Annotated in this window: 20 protein-coding genes; 14 read left to right on the top strand and 6 right to left on the bottom strand. The window is 56.4% G+C overall.

Features of this window, described 5'->3' with window-relative positions:
- Positions 1-8 precede the first annotated feature (8 nt).
- The 8 genes from ABRZ26_RS07430 to mltB all read left to right on the top strand — a co-directional run bounded on the left by ABRZ26_RS07430 (position 9) and on the right by mltB (position 7,480).
- On the top strand, positions 9-1,082 hold the full coding sequence (locus ABRZ26_RS07430) for an ABC transporter permease (protein WP_413556150.1): 1,074 nt from the start codon (positions 9-11) through the stop codon (positions 1,080-1,082).
- Entirely contained in the window at positions 1,079-2,014 is a 936-nt protein-coding gene (locus tag ABRZ26_RS07425) for an ABC transporter permease (protein WP_319603611.1), read from the top strand. The genes ABRZ26_RS07430 and ABRZ26_RS07425 overlap by 4 nt, the downstream gene beginning before the upstream one ends.
- On the top strand, positions 2,007-2,873 hold the full coding sequence (locus ABRZ26_RS07420; RefSeq protein ID WP_319603610.1) for an ABC transporter ATP-binding protein: 867 nt from the start codon (positions 2,007-2,009) through the stop codon (positions 2,871-2,873). The genes ABRZ26_RS07425 and ABRZ26_RS07420 overlap by 8 nt, the downstream gene beginning before the upstream one ends.
- The gene (locus ABRZ26_RS07415; RefSeq protein ID WP_319603609.1) at positions 2,870-3,631 is read left to right on the top strand and encodes an ABC transporter ATP-binding protein; all 762 of its coding nucleotides are present in this window, start codon (positions 2,870-2,872) and stop codon (positions 3,629-3,631) included. The genes ABRZ26_RS07420 and ABRZ26_RS07415 overlap by 4 nt, the downstream gene beginning before the upstream one ends.
- A gap of 47 nt (positions 3,632-3,678) precedes the next feature.
- Positions 3,679-4,986 (top strand): MmgE/PrpD family protein, encoded by a 1,308-nt coding sequence (locus ABRZ26_RS07410; protein ID WP_319603608.1) that lies wholly within the window; start codon positions 3,679-3,681, stop codon positions 4,984-4,986.
- A 167-nt stretch (positions 4,987-5,153) separates the two neighbouring features.
- Positions 5,154-5,807 (top strand): DUF421 domain-containing protein, encoded by a 654-nt coding sequence (locus ABRZ26_RS07405; RefSeq protein WP_319603607.1) that lies wholly within the window; start codon positions 5,154-5,156, stop codon positions 5,805-5,807.
- A 127-nt stretch (positions 5,808-5,934) separates the two neighbouring features.
- Positions 5,935-6,276 carry a zinc ribbon domain-containing protein YjdM gene (locus tag ABRZ26_RS07400; RefSeq protein ID WP_319603606.1) on the top strand — a complete coding sequence of 114 codons (342 nt, stop codon included), beginning with the start codon at positions 5,935-5,937 and terminating at the stop codon, positions 6,274-6,276.
- 115 nt (positions 6,277-6,391) lie between these two features.
- A complete protein-coding gene (mltB, locus tag ABRZ26_RS07395; RefSeq protein WP_319603605.1) occupies positions 6,392-7,480 on the top strand; it encodes a lytic murein transglycosylase B in 1,089 nt (362 codons plus the stop codon).
- Here the strand turns inward: mltB and ABRZ26_RS07390 are convergent.
- The 4 genes from ABRZ26_RS07390 to ABRZ26_RS07375 are packed head-to-tail and all read right to left on the bottom strand — an operon-like array spanning position 7,474 to position 10,434.
- Complete coding sequence (locus ABRZ26_RS07390; RefSeq protein ID WP_319603604.1) at positions 7,474-8,181, bottom strand: GGDEF domain-containing protein; 708 nt, start codon at positions 8,179-8,181, stop codon at positions 7,474-7,476. The two genes, mltB and ABRZ26_RS07390, sit on opposite strands and share 7 nt — an antisense overlap.
- Positions 8,182-8,187: 6 nt before the next feature.
- A complete protein-coding gene (locus tag ABRZ26_RS07385; protein WP_319603603.1) occupies positions 8,188-8,619 on the bottom strand; it encodes a DUF1987 domain-containing protein in 432 nt (143 codons plus the stop codon).
- A gap of 1 nt (position 8,620) precedes the next feature.
- On the bottom strand, positions 8,621-9,175 hold the full coding sequence (locus ABRZ26_RS07380; protein WP_319603703.1) for a SiaB family protein kinase: 555 nt from the start codon (positions 9,173-9,175) through the stop codon (positions 8,621-8,623).
- A 14-nt stretch (positions 9,176-9,189) separates the two neighbouring features.
- Positions 9,190-10,434, bottom strand: a complete 1,245-nt coding sequence (locus tag ABRZ26_RS07375) for a SpoIIE family protein phosphatase (protein WP_319603602.1) — start codon at positions 10,432-10,434, stop codon at positions 9,190-9,192.
- A 185-nt stretch (positions 10,435-10,619) separates the two neighbouring features.
- On the opposite strand from ABRZ26_RS07375, the gene ABRZ26_RS07370 reads away from it, so the two are divergent.
- A complete protein-coding gene (locus ABRZ26_RS07370) occupies positions 10,620-11,354 on the top strand; it encodes an FCD domain-containing protein (protein ID WP_319603601.1) in 735 nt (244 codons plus the stop codon).
- Positions 11,355-11,427: 73 nt separating this feature from the next.
- On the opposite strand, the gene ABRZ26_RS07365 is transcribed toward ABRZ26_RS07370, so the two are convergent.
- Positions 11,428-12,945: a mannitol dehydrogenase family protein gene (locus ABRZ26_RS07365; protein WP_319603600.1), complete on the bottom strand. Its 1,518-nt coding sequence runs from the start codon at positions 12,943-12,945 to the stop codon at positions 11,428-11,430.
- A 337-nt stretch (positions 12,946-13,282) separates the two neighbouring features.
- Between ABRZ26_RS07365 and uxuA the strand changes: the two genes are divergently transcribed.
- The 5 genes from uxuA to ABRZ26_RS07340 all read left to right on the top strand — a co-directional run bounded on the left by uxuA (position 13,283) and on the right by ABRZ26_RS07340 (position 19,315).
- Positions 13,283-14,479 (top strand): mannonate dehydratase, encoded by a 1,197-nt coding sequence (uxuA, locus tag ABRZ26_RS07360; protein ID WP_319603599.1) that lies wholly within the window; start codon positions 13,283-13,285, stop codon positions 14,477-14,479.
- 308 nt (positions 14,480-14,787) lie between these two features.
- On the top strand, positions 14,788-15,837 hold the full coding sequence (locus tag ABRZ26_RS07355; protein ID WP_319603598.1) for a type II asparaginase: 1,050 nt from the start codon (positions 14,788-14,790) through the stop codon (positions 15,835-15,837).
- Between the two features lie 214 nt (positions 15,838-16,051).
- Positions 16,052-16,573 (top strand): shikimate kinase AroL, encoded by a 522-nt coding sequence (gene aroL, locus ABRZ26_RS07350; protein WP_319603597.1) that lies wholly within the window; start codon positions 16,052-16,054, stop codon positions 16,571-16,573.
- A 136-nt stretch (positions 16,574-16,709) separates the two neighbouring features.
- Positions 16,710-16,994, top strand: a complete 285-nt coding sequence (gene ppnP / locus ABRZ26_RS07345; RefSeq protein ID WP_319603596.1) for a pyrimidine/purine nucleoside phosphorylase — start codon at positions 16,710-16,712, stop codon at positions 16,992-16,994.
- 530 nt (positions 16,995-17,524) lie between these two features.
- A complete protein-coding gene (locus ABRZ26_RS07340) occupies positions 17,525-19,315 on the top strand; it encodes a methyl-accepting chemotaxis protein (protein ID WP_319603595.1) in 1,791 nt (596 codons plus the stop codon).
- Positions 19,316-19,362: 47 nt separating this feature from the next.
- Here ABRZ26_RS07340 and rdgC read toward each other — a convergent pair whose 3' ends face one another.
- On the bottom strand, positions 19,363-20,274 hold the full coding sequence (gene rdgC / locus ABRZ26_RS07335; RefSeq protein ID WP_319603594.1) for a recombination-associated protein RdgC: 912 nt from the start codon (positions 20,272-20,274) through the stop codon (positions 19,363-19,365).
- Between the last annotated feature and the right edge of the window lie 42 nt (positions 20,275-20,316).

Genomic DNA, 20,316 nt, shown 5'->3' with positions numbered 1-20,316 from the left:
GCGCGTCAATGTCGCAGGTATTCTCGCAACAATCGATGAACCTGGTAGGGTCGCTGCGCTATCGCCGTTTGATGCGGCTGATAAAAGGCGCGATCTCCATCTTCTGTACGCTGCTGGGACTGGCGGCCCTGACCTTCTTTATCGGCCGACTGCTGCCGATCGACCCGGTGGTGGCGGTGATTGGCGATAACGCCAGTCAGGAAGCCTATGACACCATGTACGTTCAGTTGGGGCTTGACCAGCCCCTCTGGAAGCAGTTTGCCGATTATCTCTGGCAACTGGCGCATCTTGATTTCGGCATTGCGCTAACCACCAGCCAACCGGTGGTTCAGGATATCGCCCGCGTTTTCCCCGCTACGCTGGAGCTGGCCACGCTGGCGGCGATCGTCGGCACCGGACTGGGGATCCCCGCCGGCGTGCTGTCCGCCATGTATCGCAACTCCTGGTTTGATCACCTGATCCGCTTTATCGGGCTGCTGAGCTATTCAACGCCGAATTTCTGGCTGGGGCTGATGGGGCTGCTGCTGTTTTATGCGACGCTGGGCTGGATTGGCGGGCCGGGACGCATCGATTTCATCTATGAATTCGATCTGCAACCCGTCACCGGTTTCTGGCTTATCGACAGCGCGCTGGCCAATAACTGGGCGATGTTCCGCAACGTGTTCGGCCACATTGTCCTGCCGGCCTCGATTCTCGGCCTGAGTTCGCTGGCCTACATCAGCCGCATGACCCGCAGTTTTATGATCGACCAGCTCTCGCAGGAGTACATCATTACCGCGCGGGTGAAAGGCCTGTCCTGGGCGCGCTGCGTCTGGGTACACGCGCTGCGTAATATCGCCGTTCCCACCCTGACGGTGGTGGCGCTCTCCTGGGCCTGGCTGCTGGAAGGCGCAGTGCTGACCGAAACCGTGTTCGCCTGGCCGGGATTCGGCCGTTATCTGACCAATGCGTTGCTGGCCGGCGATATGAACGCGGTGGTGGGCTGCGCGCTGCTGACCGGCGCGATATTCGTCGTGCTCAACCTGATTTGCGATTTGCTCTATCGCCTGTTTGATCCCCGTACCCGGCAGGAGGACCAATGACCGATGTAACCAACAAATCCTGCGCCGCCCGGCCGCGTTCATCACTGCGCAACTGGTTGAATGCGCCGGCGCCGACCACGCCGTTTCAGGCGCGCATGCAGCAGATGTGGATTCAATGGCGCCGTTTTTGCGCCAATCATTCGGCGCTATTCGGCCTGATGGTGCTGTTGGTGATTGTTTTCGCGGCGCTGTTTGCCCCGTGGCTGGCCAGCCACGATATCTATACGCAGGATCTGGCTAATCGCCTGCAAACGCCCAGTCTGGAAAACTGGCTCGGCACCGATGAACTGGGGCGCGATATCTACAGCCGGCTGCTGTACGGCGCGCGCATCACGCTGTACATCGCGGGGCTGACCGCCGTTATCATCACGCCGCTCGGTCTGGTGATCGGCACCACGGCCGGTTACCTGGGCGGCTGGGTGGATACGGTGCTGATGCGGCTGGTGGACATTTTTCTGGCGTTTCCCAGCCTGATTCTGGCGCTGGCGTTCGTCGCCGCGCTCGGGCCGGGCATCGAAAACGCGATTATCGCCATTTCCCTGTCGTCCTGGCCGCCGATTGCGCGTCTGGCGCGGGCGGAGACGTTATCGATTCGCAAGATGGATTACATCGCGGCGGTACGCTTACAGGGGGCTTCCTCCTGGCACATTATCCTGTTCCACATCATTCCCATGTGCCTGCCGTCGGTGGTGGTGCGGGTGACGCTGAACATGGCGGCGATCATTCTCACCGCGGCGGGGCTGGGTTTTCTCGGTCTGGGGGCGCAGGCGCCCAGCCCGGAGTGGGGCGCGATGCTGGCGTCGGGACGCGAGTTTATGCTCAATAACGGCTGGATCGCCGCGATTCCCGGCTTAGCGATTCTTTTCACCAGTCTGGCCTTTAACCTGCTCGGCGACGGCCTGCGCGACGTAATGGATCTCCGCCATGAATGATATTCTGCTGGATGTTCAGGATCTGAACATTGTGTTTAAAGGCGCCCACGAGGATAACCACGCGGTGCGGGACGTCTCTTTTCAGGTAGGGCGGGAAAAAGTGGCGATTGTCGGCGAATCGGGATCGGGCAAGTCGCAGACCTGCCGCGCGCTGCTGAAGCTCACGCCGAAAATCGGCCGCGTCAGCGCGAAAGCCATGCGCTTCGGCGAGTTCGATCTGCTGAACGCCAGCGAAAAGCAGATGCGCGCCATCCGCGGCAATCGCATTTCGATGATTTTGCAGGATCCCAAATTTTCGCTGAACCCGCTGATGCGCATCGGCCATCAGATCACCGAGGCCTATCGTCTGCATACGCGCGTCAGTGGCAAGATCGCGCGTGAAAAAGCGTTGGCGATGCTGGCGTCGGTGCATATTCGCGACTGTGAAAATGTCTTTGAGCGCTACCCGCACGAGATCTCCGGCGGCATGGGACAGCGCGTGATGATCGCCATGATGCTGATCCCGGAGCCGGATTTGATCATCGCCGATGAACCGACTTCCGCGCTGGACGTTACCGTGCGCCAGCAGGTGCTGTCGATCCTGGACGAGCAGTTGGCCCGGCGTAATACCGGCTTGTTGTTTATCACCCACGACCTGAATCTGGTTTCGCGCTTTTGCGATCGCGTGCTGGTGATGTACGCCGGGCGCGTAGTGGAAGAGATCCTCGCCAGCCGTCTGCATGAAGCCCGTCATCCCTATACCCAGGCCCTGCTGGCCAGCCAGCCGCGGCTGCATCATCCGGTGGCGACCCTGAGCGTGCCGACGCGCGATCCGGACTGGCTGACCGGCCCCAGCTACCGTAATGGAGTCGCCTTATGATCATTCCAGCCTCACAGCGCAGCGTGGAAGTCGTCGATTTGAATATCGCCTTTGGTGAGGGCGTGATGCGGCGGCAGGTGGTCAGCGATGTCAGCTTTACGCTGGCGGAAGGCGAAAGCTACGGGCTGATCGGCGAATCCGGCTGCGGCAAGTCCACCATTCTGCGCGCCCTTGCCGGACTGAATAGCGATTATCAGGGGGCGATTCTGTTCGCCAACCGCGAGCAGCATCCGGTGCGGGATAAAGCCTTTTATCGCCAGGTGCAGATGGTGTTTCAGGATCCCTACGCCTCGCTCCATCCGCGCAAGATGGTGTACAGCACGCTGCGCGAACCGCTGCAACTGCATGGGCTGGATCGCCACGAGGCGCGCATCAGCGAGGTGCTGAACGCCGTCGGTTTGTCGGATGCCTTTCGTTATCGCTATCCGCATCAGCTCTCCGGCGGTCAGCGTCAGCGCGTGGCGATCGCCCGGGCGTTAATCATGGAGCCTTCCGTGCTGCTGCTGGATGAACCCACCTCGGCGCTGGATGTGTCGGTACAGGCCGAAATTCTCAACCTGCTCGCCGGCATGCGCCGGCAACGCAAACTGACCTACCTGATGGTGACGCACGATCTGGCGGTGGTGACCCACCTTTGCCAGCGGGTGGCGATTATGCATCAGGGCAAATTGCTGGAAGAGCTGAGCGCGGACGCCCTGCGGCGGGGAGACGCGCGCGAAGCCTATACCCGGCATTTTCTCGCCGCCAGCGAGGCGTAACGCGCCGCCATCGCGGCGACTTAATCAATATTCTCAGGGGACAAACGATGACGGTGATTGAAGCTATCGCCGCCTGGTGCGTGCGCAAACCGCCGTTTAGCCAGGCTGCCGGACAACTTGCGCGCGAGGCGATCATTGATACGCTGGCGTGTCTGTACGCCGGACATAACGACTTCTCCAGCCGCGCGGTACGGCAGGCGTGGGCGGCCTACCAGCCCCGGCCGACGGCGGTGGACGCGCTGATTAACGGCACCGCGGCGCACGCCATCGACTACGATGATAATTTTACGCCGGGCATGAGTCATGCATCGGCGGTGCTGGTGCCGGCGTTGCTGGCGACGGGACTGGCGGAAAAGCGCGGCGGCGCCGATCTGATCGAGGCTTATCTGATCGGTTTGCAGGCGCAGGCGTTCGTCGGGTCGGTGGTCGGTTCATCGCATTACACGGCGGGATGGCACGGCACCTCTACCGTGGGCTGCATCGGCACCGCCGCCGGCGTCGCCTGGCTGAAAGGGCTGGATGAACAGGGCATCGCCCGGGCGCTGAGTATCGCCGTCAGCCTGGCCGGCGGGGTGAAAGGCCAGTTCGGCACGCCGTTGAAACCCTTCCATGCGGGTATGGCCGCGCGCAATGCGGTGGATGCCGTCGAGCTGGCCGCCGCCGGCATGTCCGGTCGTCTGGATATTATTGAAGGCGAGCAGGGATTTTATCAGCTATTCGCCGGTCGGCATTTTCAGCCCGCGCAGATCGAATGCTGGCTGACCCGGACGAAAAACGTGATTGAAACCGTCGGCGTCCTGCCGAAAAAACACCCTTGCTGCGGATCGACGCACCGCATCCTCGATGCTATCGGCGATTTGCAGGCGCAGCACGCGTTTAGCGTCGACGATGTGCTGCAAGTCGAGGCGAAAGTCGGCATCGCCAACCAACGTAATCTGGCTTATCCCTTGCCGAACGATGAGATGCAGGCGCGTTTTTCCATGCCTTATTGCGTCTGCGTTCTTTTGGAGAAAGGGGCGCTGAGCGTCGCGGACTTTACGCCTCGGCAAGTGGCCCGACAGGCGGCGGCGGACAAATTGGCGCGGGTGAGGATGACGAGCTGGAGCGCGGCGGAGGAAGAGGAAAATGACAATCTGCCGCATAGGGTGACGATCGCGCTCAAAGACGGCCGCATACTGAGCGCCGAGCGCTTAACGGCGAAAGGCGATATCAGCGACCCGTTCAGCGATGCCGATCGCCGGCGCAAGTTTGCCGACTGCTGCGCGGGGCTGGCGGATGCCGACGCGCTGTATCAACGCCTAACCCGGCTTGAGCAGGAAACCTCGTTGACGTTTTTACGCGTCATGATGATGTGAAGCCACAAAAAATCCGGCACAATCGCCGATCTTCATCTATAACCATCATGCCGACGTGGTTAATCCGTGCCAGGGAATAACCCGCCGGCGAACGCCGTCATTTAAATGGCGATTTTTTATTTTCCGGTGTTGATTGGAAATACCGTTAAAAGATGGGTTAGAGATATATGGGATATTACGGCTTCGTATTGGTAAAATTTGTTATTGGTTTCGTTATTGTCATTATGCACCTGAATCTTTCAGGTAAAACCCAGCTTTCGCAGATGACGCCGGTTGATTTTATCGGCAACTTTGTTCTCGGCGGCATTATCGGCGGGGTTATCTACAGCGACAGCATACCGCTGCATCAATATATCATTGTGCTTTTTATCGGCGTCGGGCTGATATCGTTGCTGAATGCCTTTAGTAAACATGTTCATTTATTCCGCTCTATCGCCATCGGGGATCCGTTGCCGATTGTGAAGAAAGGGCGTTTTCTGATGGATAATATCCTGCGCAGAAAAAATAAAATCGATATCCTGAATGTCGCCTCTCAACTTCATGCTCAGGGAATCAATTCATTCCAGCAGGTCAGCTATGCCCAAATAGAGCCCAGCGGTCAACTTACCGTGGTTTGCGGCGACGCGAAAATGCCGTCCGTGATCATTATGAAAGACGGCAGGATCCGGCATGACGAGTTGGAGCAGCAAATAGAAAAAGACGAAGACTGGCTTAAACAGCAACTGGCCAGTCATGGACTTAAGGAAGAGGATATCTTTATCGCCGAGTTCTGGGACGGCAAAGTCATGTTCATTTTGCATGACGGCAAAATAGTGAAGTGATCCAACGCCGGCCCAAGAGATGGCTACTCTCCGCGCGAATAAAACGTTAAAATAGCCGTAGCTGGCAACAGTGTTATTGATTTTATTGGTTTTTTATCTCATTTTTTACATTTTCAGGAATTTTATCATGCAACAGCTACCTAATTGTCCTAAATGCAACTCTGAATATACCTGGCAGGACAACGAACTACTGAACTGTCCGGAGTGTGGGCATGTATGGGCATTGGGCGGTGATTCAGCGGCTGAAGAAGACGGGCTGATCGTCAAAGACGCCAACGGCAATCTGCTGGCGGACGGCGATAGCGTAACTATCATTAAGGATTTGAAAGTTAAAGGAAGTTCTTCGTCGCTGAAAATCGGCACGCGCGTTAAGGGCATTCGGCTTGTCGAAGGCGATCACAACATCGATTGCAAGATTGACGGTTTTGGCGCGATGAAGCTGAAATCTGAGTTTGTGAAGAAAAACTAACGCTCAGACGCGTCCCGTATCCCACCGAGTCGGGACGCAGATTTCAGTTTTTTCGCGTCGGGCAATGCTTTACCATAACGGTTACTTTTCTCTCACTCGGTGACACGGATATCTGATGCGTCATTTGGCCTCTCTTCTTCCAGTGTTTGCGCTCCTCTCAGCCTGTAGCAGTAAACCGACGCCGCCGCCCCCAGCGCCTCAGGGCAACCCTTTCAAAGGCGGTTTTTTGCTGGAGCCCGCTCATACGGGGCATCTGTTGAGCGGTGATTTCGCGTTTAATCCGGCGACGAGTCGCTTTGTCGATAAAATGGTGAATGAACACGGCTTCGACCGTCGGCAATTGCATGATGTGCTGGCCCAGACGCAGCGTCTGGACTGGGTCTTGCGGCTGATGGACAAACAAGCCCCCACACCGGCGGTTCCGGGGCCGTCCGTTCCTAACGGCGCCTGGCTGCGCTATCGCAACCAATTCATTACGCCGGATAACGTGCAAAACGGCGTGGTTTTCTGGAACCAGTATCAGGATGCGCTGCAACGCGCCTGGGAAACCTACGGCGTGCCGCCGGCGATCATCGTCGGCATTATCGGCGTGGAAACCCGCTGGGGCAGGGTGATGGGGAAAACCCGCATTATTGATGCGCTGGCGACGCTGGCTTTCGACTATCCACGTCGGGCCGAGTACTTTACCGGCGAGCTGGAAACCTTCCTGCTGATGGCCCGAACGGAAGGAAACGATCCGCTCAGCCTGCGCGGTTCTTACGCCGGCGCGATGGGATACGGCCAGTTCATGCCGTCATCGTTTAAAAACTATGCGGTCGATTTCGACGGCAACGGCCATGTCAATCTGTGGGATCCGGTGGACGCCATCGGCAGCGTCGCCAACTACTTTAAAGCGCATGGCTGGGTCAAGGACGGTCTGGTGGCCGTACCCGCGCTGGGTCAGGCGCCGGGGCTGAAAAACGGCTTCAATACGCGTTACTCGCTCGCCGAGTTGCAGGCCGCCGGGTTAAAACCGCTGAGCACGCTGGGCGGTTATGCCGAGGCCAGCCTGTTGCGTCTGGACATCGGCAGCGGCTATCAATACTGGTACGGCTTGCCCAACTTTTACGCGATTACCCGTTATAACCACAGCACCCATTATGCGATGGCGGTGTGGCAGCTCGGCGAAGCGGTCGCTCGCGCCAGACTGGGCGGCGCCTACTGATATTCAACGCAGTTCCGGCCCCGATTCTTTGCCCTGTAGAGCGCCGCATCCGCTGAACCATAGAGCGTATCAAAGCAGGTTTGGGACGGCGCCCAACTCACGCCGAAACTGGCCGTTACCGTCTGCTGGGGCAAAACCGGCAGCGGGGCGTCATTCAGGCTGTAATGGATACGCTCGGCGATAGCGACGGCCTGTTCAAGGGCGAAGTCATCCAGCAAAATCGTGAACTCTTCGCCGCCCACCCGGCCTACGCTGCCGCTCCCCTTGAGCACCTCCCGCACCCGTGACGTCAGCGCGCAGATCACGGCATCTCCCGTAGGGTGGCCGAAAGCGTCGTTGACCCGTTTAAAGTGGTCGATATCCAATACGATAAGCGCGGCCTGATTGCGTTTCAGCGTCTGATTGACGCGCTCAATGATCGCGCCGCGATTATAAACGTTGGTCAACGGATCGTGGCTGGCTTTGTATTCCAGTTCGTCCGCCAGTTTGTGCAGTTGCGCGTTCAGACGATTCAATTCCCTTTCTGCGCGGTCGCTGCGGGAAATCAGCCGGTGCGATTCCCTGACCAGACGTTGGTAGTGCTCGGTCAGCGTCAGCAGCGTATCCCGATAGACTTCGGCCGGCATATTCTGCTGGTTGGCGACATTGCGCGTCGCGATGAGAATATCGTATTCCGGCGTGAACAATTCAAACGCACGCATAGTCGGTTACTCCAGAACATGGCTGTGGAAGTCAAGCGCGGGAAAATCGATGTGCAACTCTTCACCGAATTCTTGCGCAATGTCGTCGTCTTTGTCGTAATACCAGTGCAACGTAATCGGCAGTCCCTGTTCCGCCGCCTGGTTCAGCGCGTTAAACAGGCTGAACAGCATTTTGGTGCTGGAACTGTTGAAGTAAACCAGCGACACATGGAATTCGATGGTCGACGGCGCGTCCGCCTGTGCGGCGGCGCTTTTTGCCGTTAACAGCCGGAGATAATCCTGAAGCCGTTCAAGCAACGGGCGATAAAACGCCGCCGCGTTTTCAGGGTAGGATTCGCCGGCCAGGGAAAGCCGATGCGTATCAAAGTAAAAATCGACGGTTGGTGTACAGGGCGTCCCTGCGATGTGGAGATTTTCCATATGAATAGTGTTCGCCATTTCAGATGATCGCCTTCAGATAAAACGTTGACAGCCCTGTTAGCGCATCCACCCGAAAGGTGAACTGCAACGGTTCGCTGGCATCGCGCGCAACGGTCAGTAATCCCATATCCGCCCCTTTGCTCCAGGCCGGCGTTTCATCGCGCAGAGAGGCTTTATAGGCGAGTTTGATTTCATCAAGGGTCATGTAACGCAACGGTTCAAGCCGGACGCGCAGTTTTTCAATATCGTCGGGGTGAACCTGATTGGCGCAAAGTAAAAAATATTTCCCGTTTTCATGACCGACGCACACCGAGCCGTGGCGTACTTCATGCGTCTGGTCGGCGGCGGTTAAAGGCGCGGCTGAATAGCGGGTGATGTTCTGTACCATTTCAACAAACGCGGAGAATAGCTTGCGGCGCACGCCGGCCGGCACCTGTTGCTTTTCAAGCTGCAAGCGCACGGTTTCAGCCAGCGAGCTGATGATGTTTTGCGAAAAATACCCGACGTAATACAACGTGATATCGCGTTGATGCGTGGAGTCGAAAAATTCGGCGTATTTGGTCTCTGGCATAATCCCGATTCACCTGATTAAATCAATGTCGAACAATGTCGGAAGCCCCAAAAGGTCAGGTCATCCCGCCTTACCTGATCGCCCTGATAGTCCCTGTGCGTCTGAAGCAACTGTTCGGCGAGGGCTTGCATGGGCCGCTGCCGCTGACTCAGCAGCAGCGCCTGGAGCCGGCGTTTGCCGAACATGGTCTGCCGCTCGCCGCCGATTTGGTCGGTCAGACCGTCGGTGGTGGTGAAAAAGAGGTCGTTGTCGTCCAGCGCTAACCGATGACAAGGCCAACGGTAATCGTAGGGCGTGTCGGTATAGCCGACGCCCGTGCGGTCGGCGGCGAGCGCCTCCAACTGGCCCGTTCGCTGTTTGAGCACAAAGGCGGCCATATGGGCGCTGGCCCAGACGAGGGTATTTTTCGTGGTATCGCAGAAGATCAGGATGGCGTCGCAGCCGTCGTTCGAGGCGGGCTGATGCCGCTTTTCGCTGCGCTGGCCCAGGGTATCCTTGATATGGCGGTTGATGCTTTGTAGCAATCGGTCGGGCATCTCCGGGCCATGTTGCGTCAGCGCCTGTTCCAGCGCCGAGGCGAAAATCAGGGTCATGAACGCGCCGGGGACGCCATGTCCGGTACAGTCCGCGACCACGGCCAGCCAGCCGTTTTGATAGGTTTTAAAGTAATAGCAGTCTCCGCCGACGCAGTCTCGCGGCTCCCATATCAGACACCAGTCCGTCAGCGAGCCGGACATCGCGCGTCGTGACGTGGTCAGCATCGCTTCCTGGATCACTCTGGCGTATTCAATGCTTTGCATGATCTGCAAATGCTGCTGCGAGTGCATGTCGGAAACCGCCTTGATCAGATCGATGCCGAGTCCGATGCCGATATATCGCTCATTTTCCGTAATGATGAAGCCGTCCGTCAGCGATTTATCCCCGATGATCACCGTTTGCGCGGCCACGTCATTCAACGAGGACGCCGCATCGACAATCAGCGGGTTTTTATCCATAAAAGCGATGCAGCTCTTTTTATCGTACAGCTCGTGATAGAAAGGGCGGGACATTTGCGACATGAAGATATGGCGGCTGATGAGCCCGAAGGGGCGGCCGTTTTCCACCACCGGCAGGCTGACCAGCTCCTTGTTTTTACTGAAGAGCTGCAATACCGCGGCGTTATCGGTGGTGGGAGAAACGACGGGAACCGGAATGCAGAGATCCAGCGCCTTGGTCGGCCCCCAGAGATAGTTTTGATCGCGTGAGACGGATAGAGAAGTCATGGGCCCTGTTTTAAAAGCTGATCATCCTTAACGGTAAAAAATAGCCGATGTTTATGAACGAATAATGACAACGCGTGGCAGGAACGGCATTATGTTATACTCCATCCAAATTGGATGACTTGTTGCGTTATTGGTCCTGCCAATTAATGGCTGCGGTAGTGGAATGGATGAAGGAACGGGGTGATATGCGGTTATATCAGCAAATAGGCGGTAACATCCGCGCGGAAATTCTGAATGGGAAATATCAGATCGGCGATCGTCTTTCTCCTGAACGCGATATCGCCGAGGCCTATGGCGTCAGCCGCAGCGTCGTGCGCGAAGCGCTGATCATGCTGGAACTGGAAAAACTGATTGAAGTGCGCAAGGGTTCCGGCGTTTATGTGATACAGATCCCCGACGAGCGGGAAAAGGATAACGCCGCCGACAGCGGTTACGGCCCGTTTGAACTGTTGCAGGCGCGTCAACTGCTGGAGAGCGAAGTGGCGGCGTTTGCGGCGATGCAGGCCACCAAGAGCGATATCGTCAAGATGCGTCAGGCCATTGAGCAGGAGAGGCTTTCTCTGGAAAACGGCAGCGTGGATGAGAGCGCGGACGAGCAGTTTCATTGCCTGTTGGCGCAGTCCACCCAAAACAGCGTGCTGGCCAATATGGTGTATGAAGTGTGGCAGGCGCGCAAACGCAGCCCGATGTGGCAGGGCATCCATTCCCATACCGATGATTTCAGCTATCAGCGGCAGTGGCTGGAAGACCATCAGAAAATCCTGCGGGCGGTATCGCGGCGGGATGCGAAAACGGCGCGTCAGGAAATGTGGCTGCATCTGGAAAATGTGAAAGATAAGCTGCTGGAGATCTCCAATATCGACGATCCGGCGTTCGACGGTTACCTGTTTGAATCCGTTCCTTCCCGCCTGGAGTCCTGACCGATTTCCGCCGTCGTCGCCCATTATCATCAAGCCCGAACCGGTCGGGCTTGGTCGGCTGGCCCATACTGAACTATAACAAAGCGGCAACCGCGGCTTTGGCGCCGTGCCGCTGAAGCGCGGCGTATGCCTGAATCAGCTGGTTAACGAAGGTTTCATTTTGCGGCAACGCGTCGCCAAATACGGCGTTCAGCGTCAGCAGCGCCCGCACGCGGGGCTCGCCGTCCTCGGTCGCGTCGACGATCTGTTGAAGCCGCTCGGCCATGGGGTCGCGCACATCGATGGTCTGCCCGGCGTCGTCAACGCCGCCGACGTAGCGCATCCAGCCGGCGACGCCCAGCAGCAGGCAGCGATAATCGCTGCCGTGGCTGATGTGCCAGCGGATCGAGTCCAGCAGCCGCTGCGGCAGTTTCTGGCTGCCGTCCATCGCGATTTGCCAGGTGCGGTGTTGCAGCGACGGGTTTTCATAACGGGTAATCAGCTGATTGGCGTAGTCCGCCAGATCGACGCCGGCAACCCGCAGCGTCGGCGCCTGCTCATTGAGCATCAGGCGGCGGGCCGCCCGGCGGTAATGGTCGTCCGTCATGCAGTCATTGATGTGCTGATAGCCCGCCAGATAGCCGAGATAGGCGAGAAAAGAGTGGCTGCCGTTCAGCATGCGTAACTTCATTTCCTCGAACGGCAGCACATCGTCGACCAGTTGTACGCCGGCGATATCCCAGTCGGGGCGACCGGCGACGAATTTGTCTTCCACCACCCACTGGATAAACGGCTCGCAGGCAATCCCGCAGGGATCGTAGACGCCCAGCGCGTCGGCAATCTGCTGCAAGGTTTCCGGCGTGGCCGCCGGCACGATACGATCGACCATGGTATTCGGGAACGCGCTATGGGCGGCAATCCATGTCGCTAATTCGCCGTCTCTGAGGGCCGCCAGTTCGAGGACGGCGCTTTTCACCACCTCCCCGTTTTCCGGCATGTTATCGCAGGAAAGAATGGTAAAAGGCGCGAGGCCGCGTTCCCGGCGCACGCGCAGCGCTTCCACCAGCACGCCCGGCGCGGAAGCCGGCGCATCCGGCGTATCCAGATCCATCTTGATGAGCGCATTTTCCCGATCCAGTTTTCCGCTGCTGCGGTCGATGCAGTAGCCTTTTTCCGTAATGGTTATCGAGACGATGGCGACCTGCGGTTCGGCCAGTTTTTCTATCACGGCGGTGATGCCTTCCAGACGGGCATGCAGCGATTCGTTGACCGCGCCGATAATGACGGCCCGATTCGCGTTAGCGCCTTTTTCCAATACGCTGTAACGATGCGCCTGTCGTCTCAGGCTGTTAAACAGGTTCTCATTACCGAACAGGCTGACTTCACAGATGCCCCAGTCGCCTCCCTGGCGATTAAGAACGCGGTCGGTCAACAGCGCCTGATGAGCACGATGAAAAGCGCCGAAGCCGATATGTACGATGCGGCTTTTCAGGATCTTGCGATCGTAGCGCGGTTGTTGAACCTCATCAGGTAAAGCGACGTTGGCGATGTTGTCCTCTTCGCCAGTCAGGGGGTCATGCAATGTGTTTTTTCCAGCGATAGTCGTTTTCATACGGGTTCTCTGAGTCTCTTTCCCTTGCCATAAAGCGGTTTGTCCGCCGTTGGAAATGCAAACCTATCAGACCAAAATGCGTGCATGGATGAAAAATACACATTATGGCGTCTTTTTCAGTAGATAATGTAAGACTTAACGCCTGAAAAGAGAATTTGTTTGTCCAAAATAGGTGATTTTTGTGTAACGGATCAACCAATTTACTATTTAATTTGACACTAAAAGCTGTTGATGTAGGCTCTGGTTGTATTTCTTTGAGAATTGGTCTGACATGAATCCGGCCTGATATAAACTTGCTCTGATATCAACAATGGCTATAGCGAAAAGGTAACTCTGTATGGAACAAACCTGGCGTTGGTACGGCCCGAAAGATCCGGTATCGCTTGACGATATCCGGCAAGCCGGGGCCACAGGCGTGGTGACGGCGCTGCATCACATTCCCAATGGGGAAGTGTGGTCGATTGACGAAATTGAAAAGCGCCAAGCGGAATTAAAGGCGAAAGGATTGGTGTGGTCGGTAGTGGAAAGCGTGCCGGTACATGAAGAGATTAAAACCCAGACCGGCGATTACCAACGGCATATCGCGAACTATCAGCAGTCGCTGCGCAATCTGGCGCAGTGCGGCATTGATACCGTTTGCTATAACTTCATGCCGGTGCTGGACTGGACCAGAACCGATCTTGAGTATCAACTGCCGAACGGCGCCAAAGCGCTGCGTTTCGATCAGATCGCCTTCGCGGCTTTTGAGTTGCACATCCTGCAACGCGCCGGCGCGGAGCGGGATTACACGGCGGAAGAGCAGGCGCAGGCCGCGGCGTATTTCAAGGCCATGAGCGAGGAGGATATTGCGCGTCTGACCGGCAATATCATCGCCGGGCTGCCGGGCGCGGAAGAGGGTTACACGCTGGATCAGTTCCGCGCCCGGCTGGCGGAATATGACGGCATCGATCACGCCGGATTGCGCGCGCATCTGGGATATTTTTTACAGCAGATTGTGCCGGTTGCGGAAGAGGTGGGGATCCGTCTGGCGATCCACCCGGACGATCCGCCGCGTCCGATCCTTGGCCTGCCGCGCGTGGTGTCGACCATTGACGATATGCGCTGGCTGAAACAGACCGTCGACAGCATCAATAACGGTTTTACCATGTGTACCGGCTCGTATGGCGTGCGGGCGGATAACGATCTGGTGCGGATGATCGAAACCTTCGGCGATCGTATCCATTTTACCCACCTGCGAGCGACCTGCCGCGAACAAAACCCCAAAACTTTCCACGAAGGCGCCCATTTGCAAGGGGATGTGGATATGGTGGCCGTGGTGAAAGCGATCCTGGCGGAAGAACTGCGCCGGCAGAAAGCCGGGGATCGTCGTCCGATCCCGATGCGGCCGGATCACGGCCATCAAATGCTCGACGATCTGAAAAAGAAAACCAATCCCGGTTATTCGGCGATCGGCCGCCTGAAAGGGCTGGCGGAAGTGCGCGGCGTTGAACTGGCGTTAAAGCGCATTCTGTTTCCCGAATTGAAACAGGAATAACGACGATCGCGATGTCCGCGCTGGCGGATATCGCAACCTTCCGCAACAGATTGAAAATACGTGACTTTTCTATCCTTCCGCCGGCCCCGCATGGGCCGGCGTTTACGTTATCGCCTGGCGCTGACTCATGACCTATATCAATGATTTTATGGCAAAAGCTATACAGCCATGCGGCGCTGGGGCATCATAAGCGCCGATGTCGGCCACGTCGCCGACGGACGATCGTTTATCACTCACCGGCGGCGTTCAGAAATGGATAACGCGGTTTCAGGAAGCCTGCCGTTTTAACATATTGGGTTATACAGGTTATGAAAAGGATATTTAACTCTCTGTTGGTGATCGTTTTTGTTTGTTTTTCTACGCTGGCGACGGCGGCGGAAAACTTGCCTCACGTTGTGATCCTGGCGACCGGCGGAACGATTGCGGGATCCGCCGCGGCGAATACGCAAACCACGGGCTATAAAGCCGGCGCGTTGGGCGTGGATACGTTGATTCAGGCGGTGCCGGAGCTGAAAACGCTGGCCGATATCAGCGGCGAGCAGATCGCCAATATCGGCAGCGAGAACATGACCAGCGATGTTTTGCTGAAGCTGAGCAAACGGGTCAATGAACTGCTGGCGCGCAGCGATGTGGATGGCGTCGTCATCACGCATGGTACCGACACGCTGGATGAATCCCCTTACTTTCTGAATCTGACGGTGAAGAGCGACAAACCGGTGGTTTTCGCGGCGGCGATGCGTCCGGCGACGTCAATCAGCGCGGATGGCCCGATGAACCTGTACGGCGCGGTTAAAGTGGCGGCGGATAAAAACGCGCGCGGCCGTGGCGTTATGGTGGTGCTGAACGACCGGATCGGTTCCGCCCGTTTTATCAGCAAAACCAATGCTTCGACGCTGGATACCTTTAAAGCGCCTGAAGAAGGCTATCTGGGCGTCATCATCGGCGATAAAGTCTATTTCCACAATCGGCTGGATAAAATTCACACCACCCGTTCCGTTTTCGATATCGCCAAACTGGAAAAACTGCCGACAGTGGATATTATTTATGGCTATCAGGACGATCCGGAATACATGTATGACGCGGCCATCGCTCACGACGTGAAAGGCATTGTGTATGCCGGCATGGGGGCAGGCACGGTGTCCAAACGCAGCGACGCCGGCATTCGTAAAGCGCAAAGCAAAGGTATTGTGGTCGTTCGCTCCAGCCGCACCGGCAGCGGCATTGTGCCGCCGGACGCCGCGCAGCCCGGTCTGGTTTCCGATTCGCTCAACCCGGCTAAATCACGTATTTTGCTGATGCTGGCGCTGACGAAAAGCTCGAACCCGGCGGTGATTCAGGAATATTTCCATCGCTACTGATATTCGTTGCGGATAAAAGATGATGGCCCCGTTATCTATTGCGGGGCCTTCTGTTTTAAGAAGCGGCTTTCATATTGCCGAGTTTTCTCGGTATGATTCAGCCATTCGTCTATATCCCTTCATCCTGAAATCTATTGGGTATAATAACCGTCTATCCGATAGCAGAATGATGTTGTTCAGTACGAGCTTGGTGAAAATAAGGAAACATCATTAGATGACACGACCCATTTTTATGGTTGGTGCCAGAGGTTGTGGTAAAACCACGATAGGAAAACAACTGGCGCAAGCGTTAGGGTATGACTTCGTCGATACCGATATTTTTATGCAACAGAATAGCAAGATGACGGTTGCCGAGGTTGTCGAGCAGGAAGGGTGGCATGGCTTTCGCCGGCGGGAAAGCCTGGCGTTGCAGGATGTGACAAAACCCGATCGCGTGATCGCCACCGGCGGCGGCATGGTGCTGGCGGAGGCAAACCGGCGATTCATGAACGACAACGGTTCGGTGATCTATCTGCGGGCTCCCGCCGAATTACTGGCTCAACGTCTGGTAAATAGCCCGCAGGCGCATCAGCGGCCAACGCTGACCGGGCGCCCCATCGCCGAAGAAATGGCCGAAGTGCTGGCGTCGCGCGAGGCGCTTTACCAGAGCGTGGCTCACCATATTATTGATGCGGCGCAGGATCCGCGCGCCGTCGTCGCGAATGTCATGCAGATTCTGCGTTTATCGATAGCCTAGCGTCATATTATTTGGATACCGCGCCTGCCGCTGGCAGGTTATTTCACCGGATAAGCCGTACTTATCGCCGAATAGAGAGTGACAGCGGCTCAACCTCCTTTTATGATGAATTTTTTCGACGATAGGTGCCTCAGCCATGCTGAATGTAAATGAGTATTTTGCCGGGAAAGTAAAGTCTATTGGTTTTGACAGCGATAGCATTGGCCGCGCCAGTGTCGGCGTTATGGAAGCAGGGGAATATACGTTCGGCACGGGTCAGCCTGAAGAGATGACGGTAATCAGCGGCGCGCTGAAGGTATTATTGCCGGGCGGAACCGACTGGCAGTTGTTCACCGCCGGCGATTCGTTTGCTGTTCCGGGGCAAAGCGAATTCAATGTGGAAGCGGCGGAACCCACATCCTATTTATGTAAGTATCTGTAGTTGACCGGGGCGGTTTCGGCCACCTGATATTATCTACAAATAAGGGCTGCTTTATTCGGGTAAAGCAGCCTTTTTACTTTTTATATTATTTTTATAATATAAAAAATCAGTCAATTAAAAAAACATCCTAAAGTTTAATTATTACCAGGCCGATGAGGTTAGCCAGAGAATAAAGGAGTAAGTTCGGCGCTCTTTATCTTACTTACCTTAAATAATTCGCGTCGCACGACAAACGTCGTCGTTTTGAACAGCGCGCCTGCGGCTTGAAGTATGCCGGGTATAAATAGTGATTTCTTATACCAGCAATGAAACGGTTTTCACTGAAAATAGTCATTTTTCTGGAAAGATAACCCAATGTTTTATCTCGGGTTATATTTAATGACTGCTTTTTGTTTTTAATACGCGATAACGCGCCACGCCTTTATTGTCAATTCGCCGTTTTAATCAACGCGCTGTTTTACCGGCTGTCTCAAGTTTCATTTTATTGTGCCGTTATGATTTGCATTCCCTTTGCATGTTGAGAGCCTCCGATGCTAAAAACGACCCGAGCCCGAATTTTGGCAGTTTGTACAACGATTGTGGTGCTGTCGCTGACAATTAACACGTTGCTTAATTACACCATCGTAAATAATGCGAATGAGAAATCCATCGACAATTTGCTGCATTCCGTCGCCAACAGCCATAGCATGGCGATTGGCGATTGGGTCGCGGCCAAAACATTGATGGTGACGTCGCTGCACGACGGCGTACTCACCGACGATAATCCTGTTGCCGTATTCCAGAAAATTGCCGCGGCCGGTGATTTTCTGAACGTCTACATGGGTTATGAGAACAAAACGGCGAAATTCTCCGATGCCGTCGGCATCCCCGCCGATTACGATCCCACCATCCGTCCCTGGTATCAGCAGGCGGTCAAAGAAGGAAAGCCTATTGTCACCGCGCCTTACGTCGATGTGTCGACCAAAGAGCTGATCGTCTCCTTTGCCGCGCCGGTAACGGAGGGCGGTTCGCTCAAAGGGGTGCTGGGCAGCGACGTGACGATGCAAAACGTGATTGAAAACGTGAAGTCAATCAACCCCACGCCTGCCAGCTTTGGGGTGCTGATAGGCCGGGACGGCACGATTATCGCGCACCCGGATGCCGCGCTGACGCTGAAAAAGATTGCCGAGATCGCACCGGATATCGATTTGAACGCATTGACGGCGGCAACGCGGCCGCTTGCCATTGATTTCAACGGCGTAACGAAACTGGTGCTCGCTCAGCCTATTCGCGGCACAGACTGGCAGATGCTGGTGGCGCTGGACAAAGCCGAAGCGACCGCGGGGATGCGCTCTTTGCTGGTGACCTCGCTGAGTACGCTGCTGGTGATCGCCTTACTGGGCTCGCTGGTCGTCGGCGTCATGATCACCTCGACGCTGAAGCGCTTGCTGCTGATTCGTGACGCGATGGACGACATCAGTCACGGCAACAATGATTTGACGCAGCGCCTGCCGGATGAAGGACATGACGAGGTCGCGCAGATCGCGCGCTCATTCAATCTCTTTATCGATAAGCTCGGTCAGGTGATGGCGCAGATCCGCGATATCAGCGCCTCGTTGCAGCTGGCGGCGGATGAAATCTCGGCCGGGAATAACGACCTGTCGTCGCGCACCGAGTCCGCGGCAGCCAGTATTCAGCAAACGGCGGCGGCATTAGAGCAGATTTCCGCGGCCGTTACGCAGTCCGCCGGGTCTGCCCGGCAGGTTAATGAAAAATCCCTGACGCTGGCGAAAGAGGCCGGGGTCGGCGGAAAAGTGGTGTCCGATGTGATTGTCACCATGGAGGATATCGTGGCGGCATCCGGCAAAATCGGCGATATTATCGGCGTGATTGACGGCATCGCCTTTCAGACGAATATCCTGGCGCTGAATGCGGCCGTGGAGGCGGCGCGGGCCGGCGAGCAGGGGCGTGGTTTCGCCGTGGTCGCCGGAGAAGTGCGTAATCTGGCGCAGCGCAGCGCGCAGGCGGCGAAAGAGATTAAAGCGCTGATTGAATCGACCGTGACCAGCGTGACGGCCGGTTCGACGCAGGTGCGTCAGGCCAGCAGCACCATGAATGAAATTGTCGGCGGGGTATCGACGGTCACGACGGTGATGTCCGAGATCACCCATGCGGCCGATGAACAGATGCGCGGCATTCATGAAATCAACCAGGCGGTCGCGCAGTTGGATTCGATGGTGCAGCAGAATGCGGCGCTGGTGCAGGAGTCAGCGGCGGCATCCGCGGCGTTGCAGTCTCAGGCCGACGATTTGACGGCGGTCATCGGCCACTTCAAAGTGTAATCATAACGCCCGCCGCGGCGGGCTTTATTTCAGCGTAAAATGGCGGGTTAGCGCTGGGCTTCTCCGCCTAGCGCTTCGATCAGATTGGCGATCAGCGCGGCCAGTTCACTGGTCATCAGAATAAAGTCGGCATCGAAACGCTGGGCAAAATCATCCCGATCGATATCGTCATTTTGCTCGCGCAGGGTATCGGAAAACTTCAGACGTTTCAGCGAACCGTCATCCGCCAGTACCAGTTGAACCCGTTCCTGCCAGTCCAGCGCCAGTTTGGTGACCAACTTGCCGGCTTCAATGTGAACGGCAATCTCATCGCAAACCAGATCCTGTTTTTTACAGCGGATAACGCCGCCATCTTCCAGAATCGCTTTCAGTTCCGCTTCATCCTGTAACGCAAAGCCCGCCGGCGGAGAGCCGGCGCGCACCCATTCGGTCATCGTCAGCTCGATTGGATTTTCCATCGTCAGCGGAACAACCGGCAAAGACCCCAGCGTCTTACGCAGCAGCGCCAGCGTATCTTCCGCTTTTTTGGCGCTGGCGGCATCGACCATGATCAGGCCGTTGACGGTATCGACCCACAGCCAGACCTGGCTGAAGCGGCTAAAAGCGCGCGGCAGCAGGCTGTGCAGCACTTCATCTTTCAGCGCGTCTTTTTCGGTTTTTTTCAGTTTGCGGTGTTGTTCCGCTTCCAACCGCTCGATTTTGGCCTGCAACGTTTGCTTAATGACCGGCGAGGGCAAGATCTTCTCTTCTTTGCGCGCGCAGATGATGATCTGGCCGTTGACGACATGCGTCAGCGCATCGCTGTGGGAGCCCATGGGCGATACCCACCCCGTTTTCATCATGTCCTGACTACCGCACGGCGTAAAAGCAAACGCGCTTAACTGTTTTTCCATCTCATCCGCAGAGAGGGCGATTTCCCGGCTTAAGCGGTAAATCATTAAATTTTTAAACCACAGCATGGTGTTATCTCTGACTGGGCGTGCCGGCTGGCACGCAGGTTC

It is taken from the genome of Brenneria sp. L4-2C, assembly GCF_040240335.1.
Taxonomy (GTDB): Bacteria; Pseudomonadota; Gammaproteobacteria; order Enterobacterales; family Enterobacteriaceae; genus Brenneria.
This window is presented reverse-complemented; position numbering and strand designations above follow the sequence as displayed.